At 67.0% G+C, this 23,044-nt stretch carries 21 protein-coding genes and 1 pseudogene; 6 read left to right on the plus strand and 16 right to left on the minus strand.

Annotated elements, in window-relative coordinates; genetic code table 11:
* Positions 1–34: 34 nt before the first annotated feature.
* Genes KO490_RS09685 through KO490_RS09700 form a run of 4 tightly spaced genes read right to left on the minus strand, consistent with a single transcriptional unit; the run spans position 35 to position 3,525 of the window.
* Positions 35–955, minus strand: a complete 921-nt coding sequence (locus tag KO490_RS09685; RefSeq protein ID WP_216019220.1) for an ABC transporter permease — start codon at positions 953–955, stop codon at positions 35–37.
* Complete coding sequence (locus tag KO490_RS09690; RefSeq protein ID WP_368500161.1) at positions 955–1,848, minus strand: ABC transporter permease; 894 nt, start codon at positions 1,846–1,848, stop codon at positions 955–957. The genes KO490_RS09685 and KO490_RS09690 overlap by 1 nt, the downstream gene beginning before the upstream one ends.
* Positions 1,841–2,440 carry an ANTAR domain-containing response regulator gene (locus KO490_RS09695; RefSeq protein WP_216019221.1) on the minus strand — a complete coding sequence of 200 codons (600 nt, stop codon included), beginning with the start codon at positions 2,438–2,440 and terminating at the stop codon, positions 1,841–1,843. The genes KO490_RS09690 and KO490_RS09695 overlap by 8 nt, the downstream gene beginning before the upstream one ends.
* Positions 2,437–3,525, minus strand: coding sequence for a transporter substrate-binding protein (locus tag KO490_RS09700; protein ID WP_216019222.1), 1,089 nt, complete (start codon positions 3,523–3,525; stop codon positions 2,437–2,439). The genes KO490_RS09695 and KO490_RS09700 overlap by 4 nt, the downstream gene beginning before the upstream one ends.
* A gap of 236 nt (positions 3,526–3,761) precedes the next feature.
* Between KO490_RS09700 and KO490_RS09705 the strand changes: the two genes are divergently transcribed.
* Positions 3,762–6,140, plus strand: coding sequence for a hypothetical protein (locus tag KO490_RS09705; protein ID WP_216019223.1), 2,379 nt, complete (start codon positions 3,762–3,764; stop codon positions 6,138–6,140).
* Here the strand turns inward: KO490_RS09705 and KO490_RS09710 are convergent.
* Positions 6,129–6,680, minus strand: coding sequence for a MarR family winged helix-turn-helix transcriptional regulator (locus KO490_RS09710; protein WP_216019224.1), 552 nt, complete (start codon positions 6,678–6,680; stop codon positions 6,129–6,131). The two genes, KO490_RS09705 and KO490_RS09710, sit on opposite strands and share 12 nt — an antisense overlap.
* A gap of 133 nt (positions 6,681–6,813) precedes the next feature.
* On the opposite strand from KO490_RS09710, the gene KO490_RS09715 reads away from it, so the two are divergent.
* The 3 genes from KO490_RS09715 to yghX all read left to right on the plus strand — a co-directional run bounded on the left by KO490_RS09715 (position 6,814) and on the right by yghX (position 10,263).
* The gene (locus tag KO490_RS09715; protein ID WP_216019225.1) at positions 6,814–8,004 is read left to right on the plus strand and encodes a hypothetical protein; all 1,191 of its coding nucleotides are present in this window, start codon (positions 6,814–6,816) and stop codon (positions 8,002–8,004) included.
* Entirely contained in the window at positions 8,004–9,239 is a 1,236-nt protein-coding gene (locus tag KO490_RS09720) for a Zn-dependent hydrolase (protein ID WP_216019226.1), read from the plus strand. The genes KO490_RS09715 and KO490_RS09720 overlap by 1 nt, the downstream gene beginning before the upstream one ends.
* 109 nt (positions 9,240–9,348) lie before the next feature.
* On the plus strand, positions 9,349–10,263 hold the full coding sequence (gene yghX, locus KO490_RS09725) for a YghX family hydrolase (protein WP_216019227.1): 915 nt from the start codon (positions 9,349–9,351) through the stop codon (positions 10,261–10,263).
* Between the two features lie 27 nt (positions 10,264–10,290).
* Here the strand turns inward: yghX and KO490_RS09730 are convergent, their stop codons facing one another.
* From KO490_RS09730 to KO490_RS09775, 11 genes and pseudogenes are all read right to left on the minus strand, one after another.
* Entirely contained in the window at positions 10,291–11,259 is a 969-nt protein-coding gene (locus tag KO490_RS09730) for an ABC transporter ATP-binding protein (protein ID WP_216019228.1), read from the minus strand.
* A complete protein-coding gene (locus tag KO490_RS16465) occupies positions 11,256–11,471 on the minus strand; it encodes an oligopeptide/dipeptide ABC transporter ATP-binding protein (RefSeq protein WP_252727104.1) in 216 nt (71 codons plus the stop codon). The genes KO490_RS09730 and KO490_RS16465 overlap by 4 nt, the downstream gene beginning before the upstream one ends.
* A 161-nt stretch (positions 11,472–11,632) precedes the next feature.
* Positions 11,633–12,211, minus strand: a pseudogene (locus tag KO490_RS16470) (ABC transporter ATP-binding protein); the annotation flags it as partial.
* Positions 12,208–13,776, minus strand: coding sequence for a gamma-glutamyltransferase (locus KO490_RS09740; RefSeq protein WP_216019229.1), 1,569 nt, complete (start codon positions 13,774–13,776; stop codon positions 12,208–12,210). The gene KO490_RS09740 and the pseudogene KO490_RS16470, both read right to left, overlap by 4 nt.
* Complete coding sequence (locus KO490_RS09745) at positions 13,769–14,641, minus strand: polysaccharide deacetylase family protein (protein WP_216019230.1); 873 nt, start codon at positions 14,639–14,641, stop codon at positions 13,769–13,771. Before KO490_RS09745 ends, KO490_RS09740 begins: the two co-directional genes overlap by 8 nt.
* Positions 14,638–15,396 carry an SDR family NAD(P)-dependent oxidoreductase gene (locus tag KO490_RS09750; protein WP_216019231.1) on the minus strand — a complete coding sequence of 253 codons (759 nt, stop codon included), beginning with the start codon at positions 15,394–15,396 and terminating at the stop codon, positions 14,638–14,640. The genes KO490_RS09745 and KO490_RS09750 overlap by 4 nt, the downstream gene beginning before the upstream one ends.
* A 2-nt stretch (positions 15,397–15,398) precedes the next feature.
* Positions 15,399–16,238 (minus strand): ABC transporter permease, encoded by an 840-nt coding sequence (locus KO490_RS09755; RefSeq protein ID WP_252727105.1) that lies wholly within the window; start codon positions 16,236–16,238, stop codon positions 15,399–15,401.
* The gene (locus tag KO490_RS09760; protein WP_216019232.1) at positions 16,238–17,161 is read right to left on the minus strand and encodes an ABC transporter permease; all 924 of its coding nucleotides are present in this window, start codon (positions 17,159–17,161) and stop codon (positions 16,238–16,240) included. Before KO490_RS09760 ends, KO490_RS09755 begins: the two co-directional genes overlap by 1 nt.
* On the minus strand, positions 17,161–18,651 hold the full coding sequence (locus KO490_RS09765; protein WP_216019233.1) for an ABC transporter substrate-binding protein: 1,491 nt from the start codon (positions 18,649–18,651) through the stop codon (positions 17,161–17,163). The genes KO490_RS09760 and KO490_RS09765 overlap by 1 nt, the downstream gene beginning before the upstream one ends.
* Positions 18,648–19,418 carry a GntR family transcriptional regulator gene (locus KO490_RS09770; protein ID WP_216019234.1) on the minus strand — a complete coding sequence of 257 codons (771 nt, stop codon included), beginning with the start codon at positions 19,416–19,418 and terminating at the stop codon, positions 18,648–18,650. Before KO490_RS09770 ends, KO490_RS09765 begins: the two co-directional genes overlap by 4 nt.
* A 158-nt stretch (positions 19,419–19,576) precedes the next feature.
* Positions 19,577–20,515 carry a GlxA family transcriptional regulator gene (locus KO490_RS09775; protein ID WP_216019235.1) on the minus strand — a complete coding sequence of 313 codons (939 nt, stop codon included), beginning with the start codon at positions 20,513–20,515 and terminating at the stop codon, positions 19,577–19,579.
* A gap of 133 nt (positions 20,516–20,648) precedes the next feature.
* On the opposite strand from KO490_RS09775, the gene KO490_RS09780 reads away from it, so the two are divergent.
* Together KO490_RS09780 and KO490_RS09785 are read left to right on the plus strand one after the other, a co-directional pair.
* Entirely contained in the window at positions 20,649–21,575 is a 927-nt protein-coding gene (locus KO490_RS09780; protein WP_216019236.1) for a 3-keto-5-aminohexanoate cleavage protein, read from the plus strand.
* Positions 21,572–23,023: a carnitine 3-dehydrogenase gene (locus KO490_RS09785; protein WP_216019237.1), complete on the plus strand. Its 1,452-nt coding sequence runs from the start codon at positions 21,572–21,574 to the stop codon at positions 23,021–23,023. The genes KO490_RS09780 and KO490_RS09785 overlap by 4 nt, the downstream gene beginning before the upstream one ends.
* The last annotated feature ends 21 nt before the right edge of the window (positions 23,024–23,044 follow it).

Genomic DNA, 23,044 nt, shown 5'->3' on the forward strand with positions numbered 1-23,044 from the left:
TTGGTTTTCCCTGTTGGTTTGCAGTCGGTTGCAGTCACCGCATCTTGATGCGCGGATCGATGAGGGGGGTGACTATATCGGCCAGCAGGTTGCCCAGCACGATGGCGGTGGCCGAGACCATCGTGACCCCCATGATGATCGGAATGTCGACGCGCTGGATCGCCTGCCATGCAAGCTGCCCGATGCCGGGCCAGCCGAAGACGCTCTCGACGACGACCATGCCGCCCATGAAGATGCCGATATCGATCCCGATCATGGCGATGATCGGAAGGATGGCATTGGGCAGCGCATGGCGGAACAGGATGCGCCCGCGGGTCAGGCCCTTGGCGCGCGCGGTGCGGATATAGTCCTGGCGCAGGACCTCGATCATCGAGGACCGCATCATGCGCGAATACCAGCCCGACCCCATGATCCCCAGGGTCACGGCAGGCAGCACCAGATGCGCGGCCGTGCCATAGCCCCCGATGGGGAACCAGCCCAGCTGCACCGCGAACACGTAGAGAAGCAGCAGGCCCACCACGAATTGCGGGGCCGAGACGGCGACGAAGCTGGTGACCATCAGGCCCTGGTCCAGCGGGCGCCCGCGCCAGATCGCGGCGATCACACCCAATGTCAGGCCGATCGCCAGCTCGCACAGGATGCCCCCCGCCATCAGCAGAAGCGAGGCCGGCAGCCGCGCCGAGATCAACGAGGACACCTCGGTCTTCTGCAGGTAGCTGCGCCCCATGTCGCCCTGCACCAGCCCGGCCAGGTAACGCCCGTATTGCACCAGCATGGGTTGGTCGAGCCCCAGCTGCGCGCGGATATTCTCGACCGTCTGCTGGGTCGCGGAACGCCCCGCGATCTGGCGCACCGGGTCGGCCGGCAGCACATAGAGAAGCACGAAGGTGATGAAGCTGACGCCCAGCAGGATCAGCACCGCCTGGACGATGCGGCGAAGAAGGTATCCGGCCATCAGTCGCGTCCCCTCTGGGTCGGGTCCAGCACTTCGCGCAGCGCATCGCCCACAAGGTTGAAGGCCAGCGCCAGCAGCAGGATCGCGGCGCCCGGAATGAAGACCAGCCAGGGCGCGGCCTGGAAAAAGGTCTGGTTCTCGAAGATGATGTTGCCCCAGCTGGGCGTCGGCGGCTGCACGCCCACCCCGAGGAAGCTGAGCGTCGCCTCGAGAAGGACCGTGACCGAGATCCCGAGCGTGCCCCACACGATCAGCGTGGGCACGAGATGCGGCAGGATGTGGTGGAACAGGATGCGCCATTGCGATGCGCCCAGGGTGCGTTCGGCGGCGATGAATTCGCGCTCAGACAGGCTGGTCGTCTCGGTATAGACCACGCGCGCTGTCTGCACCCAGTTCACCAGCGCGATCACCATGGCCACGATCCACAGCGACGGCTGGAAGATCGCGGCAAGGCAGATCGCCAGCAGCAGCGCGGGAAAGGCCATCATCAGGTCGGTGAAGCGCATCAGCACGGCCCCCACCCAGCCCCGGACGAAACCGGCGGTCAGGCCCACCAGCGTGCCGATGATCAGCGCCGTCCCGTTGGCCACGACCCCGATGATCAGCGATGTCCGCGCGCCATAGAGGATGCGGCTGAACAGGTCGCGGCCCAGCAGGTCGGTCCCCATCAGGAACTGCGCGTCGGGCGGCATGGGCGCGCCTTGCAGGGTCAGCCCCTCGAACAGCTGCTCGTCGGGGCCGTAGCGCACGATCCATGGGGCGAAGATCGCACCGCCCAGGACGATCGCGATGATCGCCAGGCCGAACAGCGCCAGCTTGCGTCGCATCAGCCTGCGCATCACCCCCGCGGGGGCCACGGGCGCACGCGCGGGGATATGGGCCGTGTCAGCCATTGTCCTTCTCCTCGGTGGGTGTGGCGGCATCGGCCACGATGCGTTCGGCGGCGTCCTCGAAGCTGATGCGCCAGGCCATCGCCATCGCCCGCAGCTGGGCATAGGCCGCCTCGTCGGACTTGCCGCGCGCCGCCAGCATTGCGACCGCGCGCACGACGGTCTGGCGCTGGCCCAGCCTGCGGCGCAGGCTGTCGATGCTGTCGGCCATCTCGGCGCGGGCGTCGAACGTGGCGCGGGCGATCAGCAGCGCGGAATAGACGCCCCCTGCCCCGACGGGCTTCAGGATCTGGGCATCGGCCCCGAAATTCATCAACCATTCGATCCGGCCCGGCGCCTCGGATCCGATCAGCGCGATGGTCGGCATCGGGGCATCGCCGCTGTCCCAGGGAAATTGGTCGTCATGGGCGGTATCGACATCGATGAAAAGGTAATCGGCACCGCGTGCGGCCGAAGGCAGGTCGGGCCAATGGTTCTGGACCTGCAGACCGATCACCCCAAGTTGGCGGGTCAGCGCATCCACCGCCGGATGGGGACGGTGCAGGATCGCGGCCACGGCCCCGGCCAGATCGGGGATCTGAAGCCGCCGGGTCACGTGACCACCCGCAATCTGGCCCGCGGGGGTTTTCGCGGTTGAGTCAGATAGGGATCGCCGTCGATCGGTTCGAGCCGGCGCAGCGGGACGAAGCTGCCATTCTCGATCCGGGCGATGACCACGGGCAGCCGGACGTGATGCGTGCGCCGGTCGATGCCCATGCACGCCGCCATCTCCTGGGCCAGAAGCGCGGTCAACGGCAGATCCTCGGCCCCCGGACGATGTGCCAGCAGCCGTGCCAGCATCCTGACCGAGGCATAGGCCGTCAGTTCCAGCGACGACCCGAAATCGCCCGCGCCAAGATCCGCCTTCATCCCCCGGAACCACGGACCCGCCGCCAGCATGCCCTCGGATGCGGCGCCCATGGCGGGCAATTCGCATTCGGTCAGGTTGCAGGACAGGACCGGGCAATTGCCCCGACCGAAGAACGGATCGCGCTGGCGCAGGACCTGCATCGCCTGCAGGAAGGCGTATTGCGACGGTCCGATCAGCTGGTTCAGCACGAAATCGGGCCGCAGATCGGCGATCTCCTCGACGATGCGGGTCAGTTCGGTCGAGCCGAGCGGGACGTAGCGTTCGCCCAAGACCGCCCCGTCCGCGCGCAGGATGATCTCTCGCGCAAGGCGGTTCATCTCCCAGCCCCAGATATAGTTCGCGCCGGTCAGGTAGCCGCGCGTGCCGTGCTGTTCGAACACGTAATCCAGAAGCGGAACGAGATGCTGGTTCGGGCAGGCATGGGTATAGCAGACCCGGTCCGAGGCCTCGAAGCCTTCGTGCGGGACGGGATACCACAGCGCGCCATCCAGCCGCTCCAGGGTCGGGATGACCTCCTTGCGGCTCCAGCTGGTGGTGCACCCGACGATATGACGCGCGCGCCCCTCGCGCAGGATCTCGGCACAGAGGGTGGCATAGGCATCGACATTGCCCTGCGGATCGCGGACCACCGGGCGGAAGAAGATATCCAGATCCCGATCCCCGTTCACATCCGCGATCGCGCGCATGGCACCCGCATGGCTCGCCTGCCCCAGAAGGCTGTAGCTGCCCGAGCGAGAGAAGAGAATTCCGAGATCGATCTGTCGTTTCACCCTGAGCCTCGAACGAATAAAGCCCCGGATCCGACACCGTTGGAACGGCGCGGATCGCGGGGCTCGAATGCCTGTATCTTTCGACCAGACTGTCCGAGGGCGACCCCGGGTGTCAACAATTCGTCATGATGAATGTAAGCCCAAGGGGGGTATCTGCCTGATATTCGGGCAGCGCGGTCCCGGCATCACGATCATGGCTGTTCCACCCGACCGGCCCAAGGGCTAGAACCCGCATCATGTTGCGACGCCTTGCCCCCATGTTCACGCCCGCGGCCATCATCGCGCTGTCGCTGCTGACGTGGCGAAGCGCGGCGCCGATGGGGGCGGCGATGCTGGTCGTGCTGCTGCCACTGGGCTATGCGCTGTTCGCGGCGCATGCGCGGATCGCCCGGCAGACCTATCGCGCCCTGCAGGACAGCGTCTGGCAGGAAACCTCATGGGGCCCGCGGATCCTGACCGGTCGGATCGGGGCTGCATCCGGTGCCGCGGTCTTTGCCGCCGTGACGATCACCCTGTTGGCCTTCGAAGCCATGACCGCCCGCGGATCCGAGTTCTGGGTGCTTCCCTTGGGGGCCGTGTTGGCATCCGGCATCTATGTGCTGGCACGACACCGGTGCGGGCGGCACCTTCGCGACCCGTTCGACCGACGGATGGCGATCGCGCTGGCAACCGTGATCGGAGCCGCGCCGATCATCGCGCTCAAGGCCGCCGGTTTCTATTACATCACCGCCCATCCGCCCGAGCTGCTGACGGCGGGGCTTCGGGATCTGCCCGGTATTGCGCTGGCCCGGATGCCCGAGGTCGGGATGCCCCTGCAGGCGGCCTTCTTTCCGCTTCACCTGCTGGAGACGCTGAAGCTGTGGATCGCGATCGACAACACGCAGCATCGGTGGCTTCCGGCGGTGGTCAGCATCGATGCGGCGCTGGTCGGGATCGTCGGCGCGCGCGCCGCGGCGGTGCTGACGGATGGCGTCCTTGCGGCCCGCTCCTCGCCTGATCGCCGCAACCGGCCTGTGCGCATCTTCCGCGGGACCATGGCCGTGCTGATCACGATCACCGTGGCGCTGCAGCTTGTCGCCGCGCAGCGCGCGCATGACCTCTCTGGCAAGGGTATCGCCATCGGCACGGCCAGGGCCGCCAGGCTGGAGGAGATATTGCGCACCGCCGCGGACGACGCGGCCGGTGCCACCGGGCAACAGCTGGAGCTTCTGGTGGACGAGGCTTTCCAGCCCGTCTTCGACAGGATCCCCGAATTCCTGAACCTGCATTACAGTATTCGGGGCGAATATGCCGAACTTGCGGCGGTGGCCGCCAGACAGCTCGACATGGATGTCGAAAACATGCTGACCGCCGGTCTGCCGGACCATGTCAGGAATGCCGCCGATCAGGCCGACAGCATCTTTGCGCAGCAATACGCCAAGGCCCTGCAGGTCGATATGGAAGCCATATGGGACGGCGTCGATCCCGGAGCTGTCATCGCCGTGGTGCTGCGCGATGCGACCCAAAGGGCAGCCCTGACCAAGCCTGTCGCCGCAGGCGTCGGATTGGCCGGGGGTGCGGCGGTCGGAATGCTCGGCCGGACCATCGCCAAGAAGGTGGGCACCCGGATCGCCGCCAAGGCTGCCACCAAGGGCGCGATGAAGGGCGGTTCGATCCTTGCGGGCGCCGGAACCGGTGCGGCGGCCTGCGCCCCTGCCGGTCCGTTCGCGCTGGCCTGCACGGCGATCGGCGGCGCGGCCGCATGGGTCGCGGCGGACATGGCCATGATCCAGCTGGACGAGGTTCTGAACCGAGAAGAGTTCGAGCTCGAGCTGCGCGAGGTCATCACCGAGCAGAAGGCCGAAACCCTTGCGGCACTGCAATCGGGCCTGCGGCAGAAGAACCGCGATCTGCACAGGGTGGCGCCGCAACAGACGCGCGATCTGATCCTGGCGCAATTGTCCGAAGACCGCCGGATGGCCACCTGCACCGAGGCGCGGCAGCTGACCGGGAATTATGCGATCATCAACGACCGTCTTGCAGCACGGACCTCTCCGACCCTGCGGGCCTTTCAGGCTGACCTGAGCCGCGCCGTGAACGATCCGGTGCTGGGTCCGATGGCACAGGAGATGCGCAGGCAGATCGACGCAAATGCCCTTGTCGTCCAAGTCTCGGGGATGACGCTGACGGGCAATTTCCGCTTCGACGACCGCGCCGACCGGGATGTCACCGGCCTGATCGAACTGGGCGGGCACAGCTTCGACCCGGAACGCGGGGTCGCGTCGCGCGAAGGCTTCGCGTTCGACCTCATGCCGGACCTTACGCTTCATGCGGGACGCGATCCCGGCGTCAGCGTCGCCCTGCAGCAGCACCTGCGCATCCGCTCGGACCGCTTTTTCGGCGCGACCGGCGGGATCAGCATCGACGACCAGCTGAAGGACAGCTCGGGCCGTGCCGGGTCGCTGGCCTTGCCCCTGCAGTTTCGCCGGGATCCGGACGCCGCCGATCTGGCAGGGACGAATGCCCCGGACGGCCCGGCGGCGCCCGCCACGCTGACGCTGCAGGTGACTGCCGTGCCGCTGGCCGAACCCCTGCCCCCGATTGCCTGCGGCGACCGGGTCGCATCAGCCTCGTGACGGTCGTTCCGGATCGACCTCTGCCCCGGGCGACATCGCCTCGGTCGCCATAAGGCCACCGCCCAGGATGACCTTCCGGCACAGCGTCAGGAACTGGTCCCGCTCCTCTTCGGTCAGGACGCCGAACACCTCGGACTGGCGCTGCAGCACCCTGCCTTCGATCCGCGCCAGCACCCGGCGGCCTTCTTCTGTCGGATAGAGCTGCTTGGCACGCGTATCCGCATCGCTCGTCTCGGCGGTGATCCAACCCCGTTCACGCAGCAGCGTCACCGCCCGGCTGACCGAATTCTGCGGGCGCGGAAACAGCAGCTGCACGTCACGCGCCAGCAGCCCCGGAAACCTGACCACGGCATAGAGCGTCGACCAGGCGTGGACCGGCATCCGATAGGTCTTTTCGAAGAAGCGGTTCGCGACCTGGTTGTTGGCCAGCACGATATGGCTGACCGCCATCAGGTATCGCAGCTCGGACGCGAAGGTCTCGCGCAGGATCTCGTCGGCCTCGTATCGCAATCTGCACCCCGCAATTCCGCGAACCCTCATTGGTAATCACGCGCCCGTGCGGTTGCAATCTTTCGCGCAGCGGACCCCTGGAATGCCGCTCCTTGCGAATAACATCCATTTGGATGTAACTATCGGCCCGAACGCCCAATCCCCCAGTCCGGAACAGGAAACCATGCCCCAACTTGCCGCCTTCGCGATCCTGACGCTGATCCTCTTCATCGGCGATATCGCCGCCACCCGGACGCGGTCGCGCCTGCCGTCGATCTTCGTGGCGGCGGTGCTGTTCCTGGTCGGCTACTGGACGTTCTTTCCCGAGGATATCGTGCAGGTGGCGGGCTTCGGCACGCCGATCGTCTATCTGTCGATGTATCTGCTGATCACCAACATGGGCACGCTTCTGTCCTTTGCCGAGCTTCGCCGCCAGTGGCGGACCGTCGCGATCGCGCTGGCGGGCATCGCGGGGATCGCGGCGATGCTGTTCACCGTGGGCCGGCTGTTTCTGGATTACGAGACCCTCGTGGTGGTCGTCCCACCCCTGACCGGGGGCGTCGTCTCGTCGCTGATCATGTCCGAGGCCGCCGCGAATGCGGGTTTCGAAAGCCTCGCGGTGCTGGCGATCCTGATCTACGTGATGCAGGGCTTCGTCGGATATCCGTTGACATCGTGGATGCTGCAGCGTGAAGGCCGTCGCGTCCTGGCCCTGCACCGGCAGGGCCGCTGGACCGGCGCGGCGCAATCCGCCCCGGCGCCCAAGGCAGGGCCTGCCTCGATGCCGTCGATGTTCCGCAGGCTGCCCGTCGAATACAACACGGTCTATTTCCAGCTTTTCCGCCTGGGCTTCGTGGCCTTCCTCGCCTGGGGCGCATCGCAGCTGATCGCGCCCTATTTCGACGTCAGCCCCTTCGTTCTGTGCCTTGTGGCAGGGGTGATCGCATCCTCGGCAGGGTTCCTAGAACGCCAGCCCCTGCAGCTTGCCAATTCCTTCGGCTTCGTGATCATGGTGCTGATGCTTTTCATCCTGGGCGGCCTGAACCGTGCCACGCCCGAGATGCTGCTGGACCTTGCCGCGCCCATGTTCGGTGCGATCGTCCTAGGCATCGCGGGGATGTATGTCCTCTCGTTCGTCGCGGGCAAGCTGTTGGGCAGCACCCCCGAAATGGCCTTTGCATGCTCGTTGACCGCGCTTTACGGTTTCCCGGCGGATTACGTGATCACCAACGAGGTGGTGAACGCGTTGTCGGATCAAGAGGATGAGCGCGCCGTCCTGTCGGCGCATATGCTGCCACCCATGCTGGTCGCGGGCTTCGTGACCGTCACCATCGTCTCGGTCCTTCTGGCCGGCATCTTCGCGGGGCTTCTGTGATGACCTTTCATGTGAACGAGAAACGCGTCCAGGCGATGATCGAGGACATCGCCGCCTTTACGGCCAGTCCCGGCAAGGGGACCACGCGGCTGACCTACAGCCCGCAGCACCGCGACGCGCTGGATTACCTGCAGGGCCGCATGCAGGAGGCGGGGCTTGCAACGCGCATCGACGCGGTCGGGAACCTGTTCGGGCGGCTCGAGGGCAGCGATCCGTCGCTGGCCCCCGTGCTGGTCGGGTCCCATATCGACAGCGTGCCGAACGGCGGGGCCTTCGACGGCCCCGCGGGCGTCGTCGCCGGGATCGAGACGGCCTTCTGCCTGCGCGATCAGGGTATCCGCCCGCGCCGTCCGGTCGAGTTCGTCGCGATGATAGAGGAGGAAGGCGGCCGTTTCGGCGGCGGTCTGCTGGGATCACGTATCCTGACGGGTCAGGTCGGGGCGAACACGCTTGGCGGCATGTCCGATGCAAGGGGCATCACGCTTGGGCAGGCGATGGAGGGGTTCGGCCTGAACCTGGCCGACGCGCCCGCGGCCGTGATCCCGAAGGGCGGCATCCATGCCTTTCTGGAACTGCATATCGAACAGGGGCCGGTGCTTGAACGGACGGGCGATGCGGTGGGCATCGTCACCTCGATCGTGGCACTGTCGCAATTCGAGGTGCGCATCACCGGCTCGGCGGGCCATGCGGGCACAACCCCCATGCCCGGGCGGCGCGACGCGCTCGTCGCATCCGCCGGCGTCATCGCGGGCCTTCCCGAGCTCTGCCACGGGATCGACCCGCGGGCCGTCGTCACGGTAGGCCAGCTGGAAGTGCAACCGGGCGGGGCGAATGTCATTCCCGATGCGGCAACCTTCAGCATCGACATGCGCGCACCGGACGCGGCCACGGTGAAACGGATCAAGACCGCCATCCGCGCCCGTCTGAGCCTGCTGGGCGACGCGGGCTTTGGCGTGAATGTGGCCGAACTGCTGTCGGTGCCCGAAACCCCCATGTCGGACGAGATCCGCGAACGCCTGATCGCCGGCGCTGAAGGATGCGGGCTGGCCTGGCGCGACATGCCGAGCGGTGCGGGCCATGACGCGATGGTCCTGTCGCGGATCGCACCTGTCGGGTTGATCTTCGTGCCCAGCCGGGGCGGGATCTCTCATACCCCTGAGGAATGGACGGATTACGACCAGCTGGCCCGCGGGATCGAAGTGGTCTTTCGCGCCACGAAATCGCTGGCCGAATGATCATCGCCGCGCCCTGTTCCGACCGGGCGCGGACCCGGACGTGAATGTGAACGGTCACGCAGGAATTGCGTGCTAGGATTTCCGCATTCACCCCGACGGAGATCCAACGATGACCGAAGCAACCACGGCACGCCGGCTGACGGCGGCGGATTTCGACCAGGAATTGCTCGACCTCTACGACTATTACGCGCATGGCAAGATCTCGAAACGAGAGTTTCTGGACCGTGCCGGGAAATGGGCCGTGGGCGGGCTGACCGCCGCCGCGATCCTCGGCACACTTGCGCCGAATTACGCGCTGGCGCAGCAGGTGGCCGAGGACGATCCCGATATCGCGGAGTCCGAGATCACCTATCCCAGCCCCGACGGGACCGGCGATGTCGGCGCATATCTTGTCCGGCCCGCGCAGTTCGACCCCGAGAATCCGCCCGCGGCCGTCCTGGTGATCCACGAGAACCGCGGCCTCAACCCCTATATCCGCGATGTGGTCCGCAGGTTGGCCAAGGCCGGTTTCGTCGCGATGGGTCCGGACGGCCTGTCGTCCCTTGGCGGGTATCCCGGCAGCGACGACAAGGGTCGGGAAATGCAGGCGACCCTTGATCAGGCGGCGCTGCTGAACGATTTCTTCGCGGGGTTCGAATACCTGACGCAGCTGGAGGGCACGAACGGCAAGGTCGGCGCGACGGGCTTCTGCTATGGCGGCGGCGTGGTGAACAAGCTGGCCGTGGCCTATCCCGAGATGGCGGCGGGGGTGCCCTTCTATGGCGCGGCGCCCAGTGCCGAACAGGTCGCCGCGATCGAGGCCCCGCTGATGATCCAGCTGGCCGCGCTGGACCAGCGCATCAACGCGATGTGGCCCGACTTCCAGAAGGCGCTGGAACAGAACGACAAACGCTACGAGGCGCATATCTATCCCGGCGTGAACCACGGTTTCCACAACGATACGACCCCGCGATACGACGAGGCCGCGGCCAGGCTGGCCGAGGAACGCATGGTCGCGTGGTTCCGCACCTACATGGCGGCCTGACCGGGGGGCGCCCTATCGCGCCCGCCCTCAGTCGGGCGCGATGCAGCGCACGCTGCGATCCGGTCCCATGCGTTCCAGCGGCGGGCGCGCGGCGGAACATTCCGGCATGACCTTCGGGCAGCGCGTCGCGAAGGGGCAGCCCGGGGGCGGGTTCAGCGGGCTGGGCAGGTCCCCCTTCAGGATGATCCGGGCATCGCGATCCCTGCGCGAGATGTCGGCGCGTGGAATCGCACTGATCAGCGCGCGGGTATAGGGGTGGTGCGGATGGGCGAATACTTCGGTCGCGGGGCCCTCTTCGACGATGATGCCCAGATACATGACGCAGACGCGATCCGCGATGTGCCGCACCACGCTCAGATCATGCGAGATGAAAAGATAGCTGAGGCCAAGCTCGCGCTGCAGCCGCAGCAGCAGGTTCAGGATCTGGCTCTGGATCGACACGTCCAGCGCGCTGACGGGTTCGTCGCAGATCACCAGCCGGGGCGACAACGCAAGCGCACGGGCGATGACGACCCGCTGGCGCTGGCCCCCCGACAGCGCGGTCGGACGCCGGTCGCGCTGGTCGGGGTTCAGGCCGACCAGGTCCATGAGTTCATCCACCCGGCGGCGCACCCGGTCGCGCGCCCAGCCATTGATGACCAGCGGTTCGGCGATGCTGCGCGCGATCGACATGCGCGGGTTCAGCGCCGACACGGGGTCCTGGAACACCACCTGCATCTTCTGCCACAGCGCGCGACGTTCCGCGCCGGACAACAGGCCCAGATCCTGCCCCTCGAACAGGATGCGCCCTTCGGTCACCGGCGCAAGCCCAAGCGCGGCATTCCCCGTCGTGGACTTGCCGCATCCCGATTCACCCACGACGGCCACCGTCTCGCCCTCGTGGATCCGCAGGCTGACGCCGTCCACCGCGCGGGTGACGGCTGCCGGGCTTCCCCATCTGCCGCCCCTGCCCGGCCAGTGCACCTTGAGATCCTGAAGTTCCAGCAATGGGGTCATGTCATGCCCTCGGACAGGGGGTGAAAGCAGGCCACGCGATGCGGCCCATGGGACAGGGCGGGCGTGGCATCGCACTGTGCCGTGGCCCGGTCGCAGCGGGTCTTGAAGCGGCAACCCTCGGGCCAGTTCCGGGGGCTGGGAACATTGCCCGGAATGGCGAACAGCTCCTGCTTGGGCGGGTGGTCCAGGCGCGGGATCGTGCGCAGCAGCATCGCGGTATAGAGTGGCTGGGCTGGCCGAAGATCGCTTCGACACGGCCCTGTTCGACCACGCGGCCGCCATACATGACGCAGACGCGGTCGGCCATTTCGGCCACGATGCCCATGTCATGCGTGATCATCAGGACGGCGGTGCCCTCTTCCCGGGCCAGATCGCGGATCAGGTCCAGGATCTGGGCCTGGATCGTCACATCCAGCGCGGTCGTCGGTTCATCCGCGATCAGCAACCGCGGCCGAGAGATCAGCGCCGCGGCGATCATCACCCGCTGACACATGCCGCCCGACAGTTCGGCAGGCAGCTGATGCGCCCGGCGTTCGGGATCCGGGATGCCCACGCGGCCCAGCATCCGCACGGCCTCCTTCGCGGCCTCGGACGGCGTCGCGCGGCCATGGACGATCAGGCTCTCGGCGACCTGATCGCCGATGGGCATCAATGGGTTCAGCGACGACACGGGCTCCTGGAAGATCATCGCAAGGCCGTTCCCGCGCAGCGCCGCCATGTCCCGACCGCCCGTGACATGAACCGGCGCACCGTCGAAGCGGATGCTGCCGCCGGTGACGCGAAGCGCCTCGGGCAGAAGCCCCATGACCGACAGCGCGGTCAGCGACTTTCCCGACCCGCTTTCGCCCACCAGGGCCACCACCTCGCCGGGCCGGACGTCCAGCGTGACGCCATCGACCAGCTGCAGCGATCCGGCGGCGACCGCAAGATCCGTGACCTCCAGCAGGCTCATGTCGCGGCCACCGCGGCGGCCCAGGGGCTGACCGGATGCGCGGCACCTGCCGCCGTGCCGTCCGCGCGACCCGCCTGAACCAGGGACGGGATCGCGAACTGCACCGGATAGACGGTATCGTCCGTCAGCTGCACAGGGTGATGTTCGCTGATCGCGGTGGCCACATCCGCCGCCGCACGGCGATCCACCAGGATCGTGGCCGTGCTGGCATCCATGCGCGGGCGGGCGACCGCCATTTCCGGGCTGTCGCCCCGGTCGATCAGGTGGGACAGGATCTGAAGCACCGCCGGAAAGATCTGCCGCCCCCCTGCCGCACCAAGCGCGATCTCGGGGCGGCCGTCGCGTAGGGCGATGACCGGCGACATGTTGGCCAGCGGCTTGACCCCCGGCGCGATCGAGTTCGGCTGCCCGGGGCGCGGATCGAACCACATCATGCCGTTGTTCATCACGATATCGGTCTGCGGCAGCACGACCTTGGACCCGAAGCGCGACAGCAGCGTATTGGTCAGCGACACCATGTTCCCGGCCGCATCGACGACCGACAGATGGCTGGTGCAATCCTCGGTGGCGGCCGCGTGGCCCATCGTCGTCAGCCGGTGTTCATAGGCCCTGCGGCAGGCCACCGCATGGGCGGCCGATTGCCGGGCATCGGACATGGCGGCCATGTCGCGATCCTGCAATTCGGCCAGCGCATGCAGAAGGCTGGGCCCGCCCGACAGGCCCGGGATGACGCAGACCTGCCTGTCGCGATAGGTCTGGACCTGCGGCTTCTTCCATTCGACGCGGTAATCGCGCAGGTCGGATGCCGTCAGCACCGACCCGATCTGCGACAGATCTTCCAGGATCAGCGCGGCGGTCTCGCCCTCGTAGAAGTCGCGCGGGCCGCGTTCGGCCAACCGGCGCAGGACCGCCGCCTTGTTCGGCATCGGCAGCAGCTTGGCCGATGCCGTGTCCGGGTGCGGCTGGCGGATCTCGGGGTTGAGGAACAGCATCGTCGCCGCGCTGTTGCCCAGAAGGTTCGGGCGGTCGATGGCGAAGGCCAGATCCGCGAACCAGTCGACCACCATCCCGCGTTCCGCGATCTGGACGGCCGGTGCCACGACATCCGCCCAGGACATGGTCCCGAACCGTTCCAGCCCGGCGGCCAGTCCCGCCACCGCGCCCGGCGTGCAGATCGAGGTCCCGCCAGAAATGTTGCGATTGTCGCGCACGGCGGGCCAGTCGAACCAGTCGCCATCCGATCCGCCGGCCAGGGGATAATCGGCAGGATCGGTGGCCAGCGGCGATCTCAGGTTGAAGTCCAGGGCATCCACCGTTCCGTCCGCCGCGCCATGCAGCAGGAAGCCGCCGCCGCCGATCCCCGACAGCCACGGTTCGACCACCGACAGGACGAGGGCCGCGGCAACCGCGGCGTCCATGGCATTGCCGCCCTGCGACAGGATGCGGGCGCCGGTCTCGGCTGCCTCGCGGTGCTGGGCCGCGACGATGCCGCGCGTGCCGGTCGCCTGCGGCTTGCTCAGCGACCAGGCCTGCGCGACGCCACGGGTGGCTGCTGTATCAATCATCGGATGATCCCTTGGAACTGTGAACGGGAAGCTGCGTCAGCGCGTGGCGGGGCCGTTCGGTCAGGCCGCGATGGTGGCGGGCCAGATCCCCGCAGGTGGCGACCCAGATGTCGGGGCTGTCCACGATCTCTCGCCACAGATCCTCGAGCATGTCGATCCGCGCAGGCCGTCCGCAGATCCAGTCGTGGACGGTCATCATGAACAGCGTGCCGTGGCGACGGGCCGAAGACAGCTCTGAGGACCAGCCTTCGCCGATTTCCAGATGCGAGCGCGGCGCGCGGTCGCCCGCGCCCAGGAACTTGAAGAAGATCGCGTCGTCGATATCCCACCGGACCGGCAATTCGGTCACGCCTTCGATGTCGTAGGGAACGTCGTCCCCCATCAGCGAGGAATCCCACAAATCCAGCCGCCGCAATTCGCGCAGCATGTGCGGCGTCATTTCCCATGCAGGGGACCGAAACCCGGTGGGACGCTGGCCGGTCTGGGCCACGAAGACCTCGACCGAGGCCTCCAGCGCGTCGGTGAACTGCTGGTCCGAGATGTCGCCCACCTGTTCGTGCCAATCGCCATGCAGCGCGACCTCGTGGCCGCGTTCGACCAGGCCCGGCAGCAGGCCGGGATTCTCGCGCGCGACGACCGCAGGAACGAAGAAGCTGCCGCGAACATCCAGCCGCGCCAGCATGTCGGTCATCCGCGACAGGCCGCGCCGCATCCCCGCCATGCGATGTTCCGGCACGGCGATCGTATCGGGGCGCGCGTCCCGCGTGGCCCACAGATAGGGCGAGAGCGCATCGACATCGACGCTGAAGCACGCGGCGGCGCGCCTGCCATCGGGCCAGGGATAGGGGGCGGGCGACCAGATCATAGCGGCGACTTCTTGTCCTGATAGACATCGAGGCTGCCCGCCGAATTGCCGCCATCGACCGACAGGGTCGCGCCGGTCACGTTGCGCGCCGCGTCGGACGCCAGATACAGCGCCGCGTTGCCCACATCCTCGGCCGTGGTCTCGTGGCCCAGGGGGATGTTCGCCATCACGCGTTCGACATGTTCCTTGGGCAGGCTGGACACGGCGCTGCCCGCGGCGAAGCCCGGTTCCAGCGCGTTCACGCGGATGCCGAACTCGGCCAGCTCCAGCGCGAAGCCCTTGGTCAGCCGGTCCAGCGCGGTCTTGGACATGCAATAGGTCACCATGGTGCGCCGCATCTTGCGCGCCGCCCCCGACGAGATGTTGATGACATTGCCCCTAACGCCCGCCTTGATCATCTGCAGCGCGAAGCCCCGCGTCAGCACGAAGGGCGCGCGCAGGTTCACGGACATGATCCGGTCCCAATCCGCAACCTCCATGTCCAGCATGAAGGCGGACGGATAGAGCGCGGCATTGTTGATGACCGCGTCCGGCGCACCCCATTCGGCGGCGACGGCATCCAGCAGGTGATCCAGCCCGGCATCGTCGGTCAGATCGGCAGCCACGGCAAAGCCCGGCATGCCCTCCACGTCCAGATCGGTCCGGCAGACGATCGCGCCGTTCGCCTCGAACTGGTCGGCCAGCGCGCGACCCATGATACCGCTTGCACCGGTGACGACCACGCGCTTGCCCTCGAAGGCGGTTCCGAAATTCATTCTCAGCGTCCTTTTCCAATGATGTCGCTCAGGCGGTCGCCAATCAGGTTGGCCGACAGCACCAGCATGAACAGGGCCAGGCCCGGGAAGGTCGCGATCCACCAGGCCGTCGCGACATAGTTGCGGCCGGTGGACAGCATCGCGCCCCAGCTGGCCGTGGGGGGCTGCACGCCCAATCCCAGAAATGACAGTCCTGCCTCGAACAGGACCATCAGCCCGAATTCCAGCGTGGCCACGACCAGGATCGGGCCGATGATGTTGGGCAGGATATGCAGCAGCAGCGCGCGCGGGACCGAACAGCCCATCGACCGCGCAAGCGTCACGAAGGGCTGGCGGGCGACCGACAGGGTCTGCCCATAGGCCACGCGGGCATAGCGGGGCCAGCGCGTCAGCGCGAGGACCAGGATCACGTTCAGGAAGCCCGGCCCCAGCACCGCCACGGTGATGATCGCCAGCAGGATCGCGGGGATCGACAGGAAGATATCGACCAGCCGCATCAGCACCGTTTCTGTCCAGCCGCGAAGGTATCCGGCCAGCATGCCGACGGTGATGCCCACGACGCCCGACAGCAGCACGGACAGCACCGCCACCAGGATGGACACGCGGGCGCCGTGGATCAGGCGGCTCAGGACATCGCGGCCCAGCTCGTCCGTGCCCAGCCAGTAGGTCGCGCCGCGGCTTTCGAAGCCGGGGACCTTCAGGCGGCCCAGCAGGTTCTGTCGGTCCGGATCCAGGGGGGCCAGAACCGGCGCGAAGATCGCGATCAGCACCATGGCGCCCAGCAGGATCGCGGGCCACCAGGGCAGGATGCGGGCGGGCAGACGGGTTGCGGCAACGTTCATCACTGGCCCCCCAGACGCACGCGCGGGTCGATCACGGAATAGAGGATGTCGGCGGCAAGGTTGGCGAAGATCGTGGCGAAGGCCCCCAGCAGCACGACCGCCTGCACCACCGCGAAATCACGCGAGGCGACGGATTGCACCGTCAGCTGCCCAAGGCCAGGCCAGGCAAAGACCGTCTCGACGATGACCGCACCTGCCAGCAATTGCGAGATCTCGAGCGCGGTGATCGAGATGACGGGGATCGCGGAGTTGCGCAGCAGGTGGCGACGGACCAGGCGCGGCGTGCGGACGCCCCGCGCGCGGGCCGAGCGGACATAGTCGCGGCCCAATTCGTCCACCACCGCCGATCGGGTGATCCGCGCATAGGTCGCAAGCGACAGCAGCCCAAGCGCGATCGACGGCATCACGAGATGCGCCAGCGACCCGGTCCCCGAAGGCGGCAGCCATTTCAGCCAGACACCGAAGACCAGGATCATCATGATCCCGCTCCAGAAGGTGGGCATCGACTGGCACGCCAGAACCAGCCCCATGATCCAGCGCGACACGGCCCGCCCCCGCGTCAGCGCCATGATCACGCCCGCAGGCAGCCCGATGGCGAAGGCCACCAGCAGCGCGCCCCCCGCCAGTTGCAGGGTCTGCGGGATCCGGCTTGCCAGGATCTCGGCCACCGGGGCGTTCTGGATGAAGGACCGGCCCAGGTCGAAGCGCAGCATGTCCCCAAGAAAGGACAGGTACTGCTCGATCAGGGGCCGGTCGAAGCCGAGCGCGCTGCGCATGGCCTCGAAATCCTCCTGCGTCGCCGTTTCGGGCAGCAGCAGGGCCGTCGGATCGCCGGTCAGACGCTGGATGAAGAACACCAGCGTGATGACGCCGAATGCCGTGACCAGCGCCTGAAGCAGACGGTTCAGGAGGAAGCCGGGCATCACTCGGACCAGGTCATGCGGTTGAGGAACAGGCTCTCGTTCGCGGTCGGCGTGAACTCCAGCTCGGATGCCGCGCCATACAGCACGGCCGCCTGGTACATCGGCAGAAGGTAGTAGTTGTCACGCACGATCTGGTGCACCTTGGCATAGGCGTCCTGACGGACCTCGGGGTCCAGGGACACGCGCGCCTCGTCCAGCAGCTTGTCCAGTTCGGGATCGTTCACGCGGCTCCAGGTGCTGTCGGAATGCAGCAGCGGATAGGCGATGCCGTCGGCATCCTGGCATGCGCAGGACCAGCGACCGAAGCTGAGTTCGGCATTGTCGGCCGGGTCGGAGCGCACGATGTTCAGATAGGTCGGCATGTCGGACACGCTGATCGAGATGTTGAAGCCCACATCGTTCAGCATTTGCTGCAGCGCCTGCACGATGCGCTGGTCGAACACCGGCGCGGTCGCGAAGGTCGCGGGGGTCGCGGCGACATCCGCCTTCGAAGCCACGATCTCTTCGGCGGCCTCGGGGTCGAAGACCCAGGGCTCGATCCCCTCGGCATAACCGAAATGCGCAGGAGAGGAGAGCTGTGCCATCGGCACCTCGCCCGCACCCAGCAGGCCTTCGGTGATGCCCTGATTGTCGATGGCCATGCTGGCGGCCTTGCGCAATTCGGGGTCGTTGAAGGGCGGCTTGTCCAGGTTCAGACCCAGATAGGCCACGCGCTCGGTCGGGGCGGACAGGGCCTTGACGTCGTCGCGCCCTTCCAGCTGCGCGGCGGCATCGCTGTCCAGACCGACGACAAGATCCGCCGTCCCGGCCTGCAGGTCCGCCAGCCGGGTGGCCGCATCGGGCACCGCGCGGAAGGTCGCGGCCTCGAACGGACCGGCCTCGCCCCAGTAATCGTCGTTCCGGGTCAGGGTGACGGACACGCCGCGATCCCAGGCCTCGAACTTGTAGGGGCCGGACCCGACGGGCGCGGCGTTGAAGCCTTCGTCGCCCAGTTCCTCGACCACGTGCCGGGGCACGACCGACAGCTTGACCAGCTGCGCCATCAGCGCCGGATAGGGGCCGTCGGTGGTCAACCGGACCGTCGTATCGTCGACGGCCTCGGCGGTGGTGATCTGGTTGAACTGACCCAGCTGGGGCGATGCGAATTCGGGGTCGATGATCCGGTTGATCGAGAATGCGACGTCATCCGCGGTCAGCTTCTCGCCATCGTGGAACATGACGTCGTCGCGCAGGGTCAGCAGCATCTCGGTATCGCTGACCTGTTCCCACGAGGTGGCGATCTGCGGAACGATCGTGCCTTCGTTGTCGCGGGTCACGAGGTTGTCGAAGATGTTGCGATAAACGTAGTAGCTGTCGGGGTTCCACTGGACCTGCGGGTCCAGCGAGGAAGGCTCGCCCGAGAGGTCCACGGTCAGATCCTTGGCCATCGCCGGCATGGCAAGGGTGATTGCCGCGACACTGGCCATCAGCAGGTTAAGCTTGGGGGTCATTGTGTTCTCCTGTTGGAAGCAGCGGTTTCTTGGGTATTGCGCGCCGTCAGGCCGCTGCCTGGCATCAGCGGCGCGTCGTTCCTCAGCAGCTGGTGGAGGAAATAGCGTTCCTGGGCATCGATCAGCGCCAGCCGCGCGGCCTTGATCCCCGCGACATCGCCCTGAAGGACCGCCGCGACCAGGTCCGAGACGTCATCCCGGCGGAACAGCGTGCCGCTGTCGCCTTCCAGGAAATGCGTGATCCGCGCGGAATGGTGCCACAGCTTGCGCAGATGGCGCGCGGTGAAGGGATTGATCGCCCCCAGAAGCAGCCCGTCCACCTGGTCCACGTGATGCCTGATCGCGCTGACGGCATTGACATCGGCGGCCTGCGAAAGGGCCTTCAGGATGGCATGGATCCGCTCCATCTCGGTCAGGGCGGCATCGGACAGCCTGACCTGCGCCAGGCCCGGTTCGACGATGCGGCGGGCCGACAGCACGTCGCCGATCAGCTGACCCGTGATCGGCAGCACCTCCCATCCCATCCGCGCCTTGGGCGATGCCCAGCCGTCGAAGCCCAGGCGCATCAGCCCCGCGCGGGCAGCCGCCCGGGACAGGCCGAAACGCTCCATCGCGTCGGCCTCGGTGATGACATCGCCGGGCGCGATTTCGCACCAGATGGTGGCGGCCAGCATCCGATCCTCGGCAAAGCGGGACTTGGCGTCGGGGCTGGGCAGCCCGCCTTCCGACAGGTCCGAACGCATCATGGGAGAGCTGGGATCGTACATGAGATGTTAGTCCAATCGCTGTAACATGTCAGACAGGGTTAAATGACATTTTCATTCTGGCAAGGAAAAATCGGCCCTGTCGGACAGATCGCCGGGGATCTGACCGTTACGGGGGCAATTTTCGCCTATTAGGTGTTTCGGGGTGCCTTCGACCCCGTTCAGGTTGTCGGGCGCCGCCCGATCCAACGCCGCAGCGGCTGGCCATAGGTCCGGCTGAAGGCCTTTTCCAGCGCGGCAGCATCCGAATATCCGCAGCGCAGGGCGATCTCTCGCAGCGGCAGCTCGGTGGCCGAGGCCAGTTCCCGCGCCCGCGTCAGGCGCAGCATCTGGGCATAGCGCCCCGGCCCCATGCCGATCTCGGATTTGAACATCCGGTTCAGGCTGCGCAGCGACGTGCCGATCGTGGCGGCAAGCTCTGGAAGCGGCATGGGCGTCTCGACCTGCTCGACCATCACGCGGATGGCTTCCTGCAGTTTCTGCGATCCGCGGCTGCCGATCCCCAGGCCCATCCGCGACCCGGCCTGCTTGCGCACGGCATCGTGCAGGAACATCGAGGTCGCGGCAAAGGCGGCCGCCGGGCCGAACATCCGCCCGACCAGGGCCAGCATCATGTCCAGCGACGAAGCCGCGCCGCCGCTGCTCCAGACCGGTCCTTCCAGGACGTATCGCTGATGACTGACCGCCACTTCGGGAAATGCCTCGGCAAAATCGGCAAGCACGCTCCAGTGAAGCGTGGCCGCGTGGCCCTGCAGCAGCCCTGCCCGCGCGATCAGCCAAGATCCGCAATCGGCGCCGATCAGCCGCGCCCCGCGTCGTGACACGCGCCGCAGCAGCGACGAGATGCGGCCCGTGGAATGCTCGCGAAACCCGTATCCCGCCACGACAAGCAGGGCGTCAGGTGACCCCAGTTCGGCCAGCGGCAGGTCGGGCAGGACCCGCAATCCGCTGGAACTGCGCACCGGGTCGTCATCGGGGGTGACGATGCACCATGACAGTTCGGGATAGCCGTGATCGTGGACCGCGCGCAGCGGCTCGATCAACGAGGACAGGACGAAGTTCGAGAACCCGTCGAACAGCAGAACGGCATAGCGGGGCATGGAAACGGGGCCATTTGTGACAATCGGATGGCATTATCGGACAATACCTGCGGAACGTGAACCCATATGATCGCCCCATGCCCCCGGCATCCGACGACCGGGGGAAACCTGACATACCCAGAAGGAGGAAACCTTGCCCCTGAGCATGAACCGCGAGGTCTTCATCACCTGTGCCGTGACCGGATCCGGTGGCACGCAGGACCGCAGCCCCCATGTGCCGCGTTCGCCCCGCCAGATCGCCGAAAGCGCGATCGAGGCCGCGAAGGCCGGTGCCGCCGTCGTCCATTGCCATGTCCGCGATCCCGGAACCGGTGCCCCCTCGCGCGACCTTGCGCTCTATCGCGAGGTGACCGACCGCATCCGCAATGCCGATACCGATGTCGTGCTGAACCTGACGGCGGGCATGGGCGGCGATATCGTCTTCGGCTCGTCCGAGGCCCCCTTCCCCGTCAACGCGGACGCCACCGACATGATCGGCGCGACCGAGCGGGTGGCTCATATCGCCGAATGCCTGCCCGAGATCTGCACGCTGGATTGCGGGACCATGAATTTCGCCGAGGCCGATTACGTCATGACCAACACGCCCGGCATGCTGCGGGCCATGGGCGCCATGATGACCGAACTGGGCGTCAAGCCCGAGATCGAGGCCTTCGACACCGGCCACCTGTGGTTCGCCAAGGAGCTTGTCCGCGAGGGCACGCTGGCATCCCCCGCGCTGGTGCAACTGTGCATGGGCGTGCCATGGGGTGCGCCGAACGATCTGAACACCTTCATGGCGATGGTGAACAACGTGCCGTCCGACTGGACCTGGTCGGCCTTCAGCCTGGGGCGCGACCAGATGCCCTATGCCGCGCAATCGGTGCTGGCGGGCGGGAACGTGCGCGTGGGCCTCGAGGACAACCTGTTCCTGGACAAGGGCGTCCTGGCCACCAACGCGCAGCTGGTCGAACGCGCCGCATCGCTGATCACCGCCATGGGGGCCAAGATCATCGGCCCCGAGGATGTCCGCCGCAAGCTGGGCCTTCGCAAGCAGGCCCCCGTTGCACAGGTGCCCGCATGACCGAAGTGAACAGGAAGGCCGCCATCATCGGCGGCGGCGTCATCGGCGGCGGCTGGGCCGCCCGGTTCCTGCTGAACGGCTGGGACGTCGCGATCTTCGACCCCGACCCGCAGGCCGAACGCAAGATAGGCGAGGTGCTGTCGAATGCCCGCCGCGCGCTGCCCGCGCTCTATGATCGGGCATTGCCCCCCGAAGGCCGGCTGAGCTGGCACGACGACATGGCCGACGCCGTGGCCGATGCGGATTGGGTGCAGGAAAGCGTGCCGGAAACCTTGGCGCTGAAGCACAAGGTGCTGGGCCGGCTGAGCGCGCTGGCCCCCGCTCATGCCGTCATCGGATCCTCGACATCCGGGTTCAAGCCGTCCGAACTGAACGCCGAAGGCGCCCGCGCCATCGTCGCGCATCCCTTCAACCCGGTCTATCTGCTGCCGCTGATCGAACTGGTGGGCGATCCCGAGACCTGCGCCCGCGCCTCTGGCCTGCTGCGCGACGTCGGTTGCCATCCGCTGACCCTGCGCAAGGAAATCGACGCCCATATCGCCGATCGCCTGCTGGAGGCCGTCTGGCGCGAGAGCCTCTGGCTGGTCAAGGACGGCATCGCCACGACCGAGGAGATCGACGAGGCCATCCGGATGGGCTTCGGCATCCGTTGGGCGCAGATGGGCCTGTTCGAGACCTATCGCATCGCGGGCGGCGAAGCGGGAATGAAGCATTTCATGTCCCAGTTCGGCCCCGCCCTGTCCTGGCCCTGGACCAAGCTGATGGACGTCCCCGAATTCAACGACGAGCTGGTGGACCTTATCGCGTCGCAATCCGACGCGCAGTCCGGGCACATGTCGATCCGCGAACTGGAACGTCTGCGCGACGACAACATCGTGGGCATGTTGCGCGCGCTGCGTCGCACGAAGACGGGCGCGGGTGGCGTGATCGCGGCGCACGAGGCCGCCCTGCCCGCCCCTGCGGCGGGCGACCTGCCGGTCACGGGCGACAGGCAGGTGCCGACCAGCTGGACCGATTACAACGGCCACATGAACGATGCGGATTACCTGCGCGCCGCATCCGATGCCACCGACCGCTTCATGGAGATGATCGGCGCGGATGCGGATTACATCGCCGCGGGCCGCAGCTACTTCACGGTCGAGACGCACACCCGCTATCTAGCCGAGGTCCATGCGGGCGACCGTCTGCGCACGACCACGCAGGTGATCGACGGCACCGGCAAGCGGATGCACCTGTTCCACCGCCTTGTGCGCGGCGATGGGACGCTGGCCGCCACGGTCGAGGTGATGCTGCTGCATATGAACCTTGCGACCCGCGCGACCTGCGATCCCGAAGGCATCGTGGCCGAGCGGCTGTCCCGGATGGCCGCGGCGCATGCGGACCTGCCTGCCGAAGACATCGGTCGCCATGTGGGCCAGCGCAGCAAACCCGCGGTGGAACCCGCGTGACAATCCCGCGCCGCTGCATGA

The organism is Paracoccus sp. C2R09 (assembly GCF_018860625.1).
GTDB lineage: Bacteria > Pseudomonadota > Alphaproteobacteria > Rhodobacterales > Rhodobacteraceae > Paracoccus.

What these genes read in the sequence shown, in the direction of transcription:
- KO490_RS09685 (WP_216019220.1), bottom strand. Translation starts at nt 955, where the DNA reads ATGGCCGGATACCTTCTTCGCCGCATCGTCCAGGCGGTGCTGATCCTG.
- KO490_RS09690 (WP_368500161.1), bottom strand. Translation starts at nt 1,848, where the DNA reads ATGGCTGACACGGCCCATATCCCCGCGCGTGCGCCCGTGGCCCCCGCG.
- KO490_RS09705 (WP_216019223.1), top strand. Translation starts at nt 3,762, where the DNA reads ATGTTGCGACGCCTTGCCCCCATGTTCACGCCCGCGGCCATCATCGCG.
- KO490_RS09710 (WP_216019224.1), bottom strand. Translation starts at nt 6,680, where the DNA reads ATGAGGGTTCGCGGAATTGCGGGGTGCAGATTGCGATACGAGGCCGAC.
- KO490_RS09715 (WP_216019225.1), top strand. Translation starts at nt 6,814, where the DNA reads ATGCCCCAACTTGCCGCCTTCGCGATCCTGACGCTGATCCTCTTCATC.
- KO490_RS09720 (WP_216019226.1), top strand. Translation starts at nt 8,004, where the DNA reads ATGACCTTTCATGTGAACGAGAAACGCGTCCAGGCGATGATCGAGGAC.
- yghX (WP_216019227.1), top strand. Translation starts at nt 9,349, where the DNA reads ATGACCGAAGCAACCACGGCACGCCGGCTGACGGCGGCGGATTTCGAC.
- KO490_RS09730 (WP_216019228.1), bottom strand. Translation starts at nt 11,259, where the DNA reads ATGACCCCATTGCTGGAACTTCAGGATCTCAAGGTGCACTGGCCGGGC.
- KO490_RS16465 (WP_252727104.1), bottom strand. Translation starts at nt 11,471, where the DNA reads ATGCTGCTGCGCACGATCCCGCGCCTGGACCACCCGCCCAAGCAGGAG.
- KO490_RS09740 (WP_216019229.1), bottom strand. Translation starts at nt 13,776, where the DNA reads ATGATTGATACAGCAGCCACCCGTGGCGTCGCGCAGGCCTGGTCGCTG.
- KO490_RS09745 (WP_216019230.1), bottom strand. Translation starts at nt 14,641, where the DNA reads ATGATCTGGTCGCCCGCCCCCTATCCCTGGCCCGATGGCAGGCGCGCC.
- KO490_RS09750 (WP_216019231.1), bottom strand. Translation starts at nt 15,396, where the DNA reads ATGAATTTCGGAACCGCCTTCGAGGGCAAGCGCGTGGTCGTCACCGGT.
- KO490_RS09755 (WP_252727105.1), bottom strand. Translation starts at nt 16,238, where the DNA reads ATGAACGTTGCCGCAACCCGTCTGCCCGCCCGCATCCTGCCCTGGTGG.
- KO490_RS09760 (WP_216019232.1), bottom strand. Translation starts at nt 17,161, where the DNA reads ATGCCCGGCTTCCTCCTGAACCGTCTGCTTCAGGCGCTGGTCACGGCA.
- KO490_RS09765 (WP_216019233.1), bottom strand. Translation starts at nt 18,651, where the DNA reads ATGACCCCCAAGCTTAACCTGCTGATGGCCAGTGTCGCGGCAATCACC.
- KO490_RS09770 (WP_216019234.1), bottom strand. Translation starts at nt 19,418, where the DNA reads ATGTACGATCCCAGCTCTCCCATGATGCGTTCGGACCTGTCGGAAGGC.
- KO490_RS09775 (WP_216019235.1), bottom strand. Translation starts at nt 20,515, where the DNA reads ATGCCCCGCTATGCCGTTCTGCTGTTCGACGGGTTCTCGAACTTCGTC.
- KO490_RS09785 (WP_216019237.1), top strand. Translation starts at nt 21,572, where the DNA reads ATGACCGAAGTGAACAGGAAGGCCGCCATCATCGGCGGCGGCGTCATC.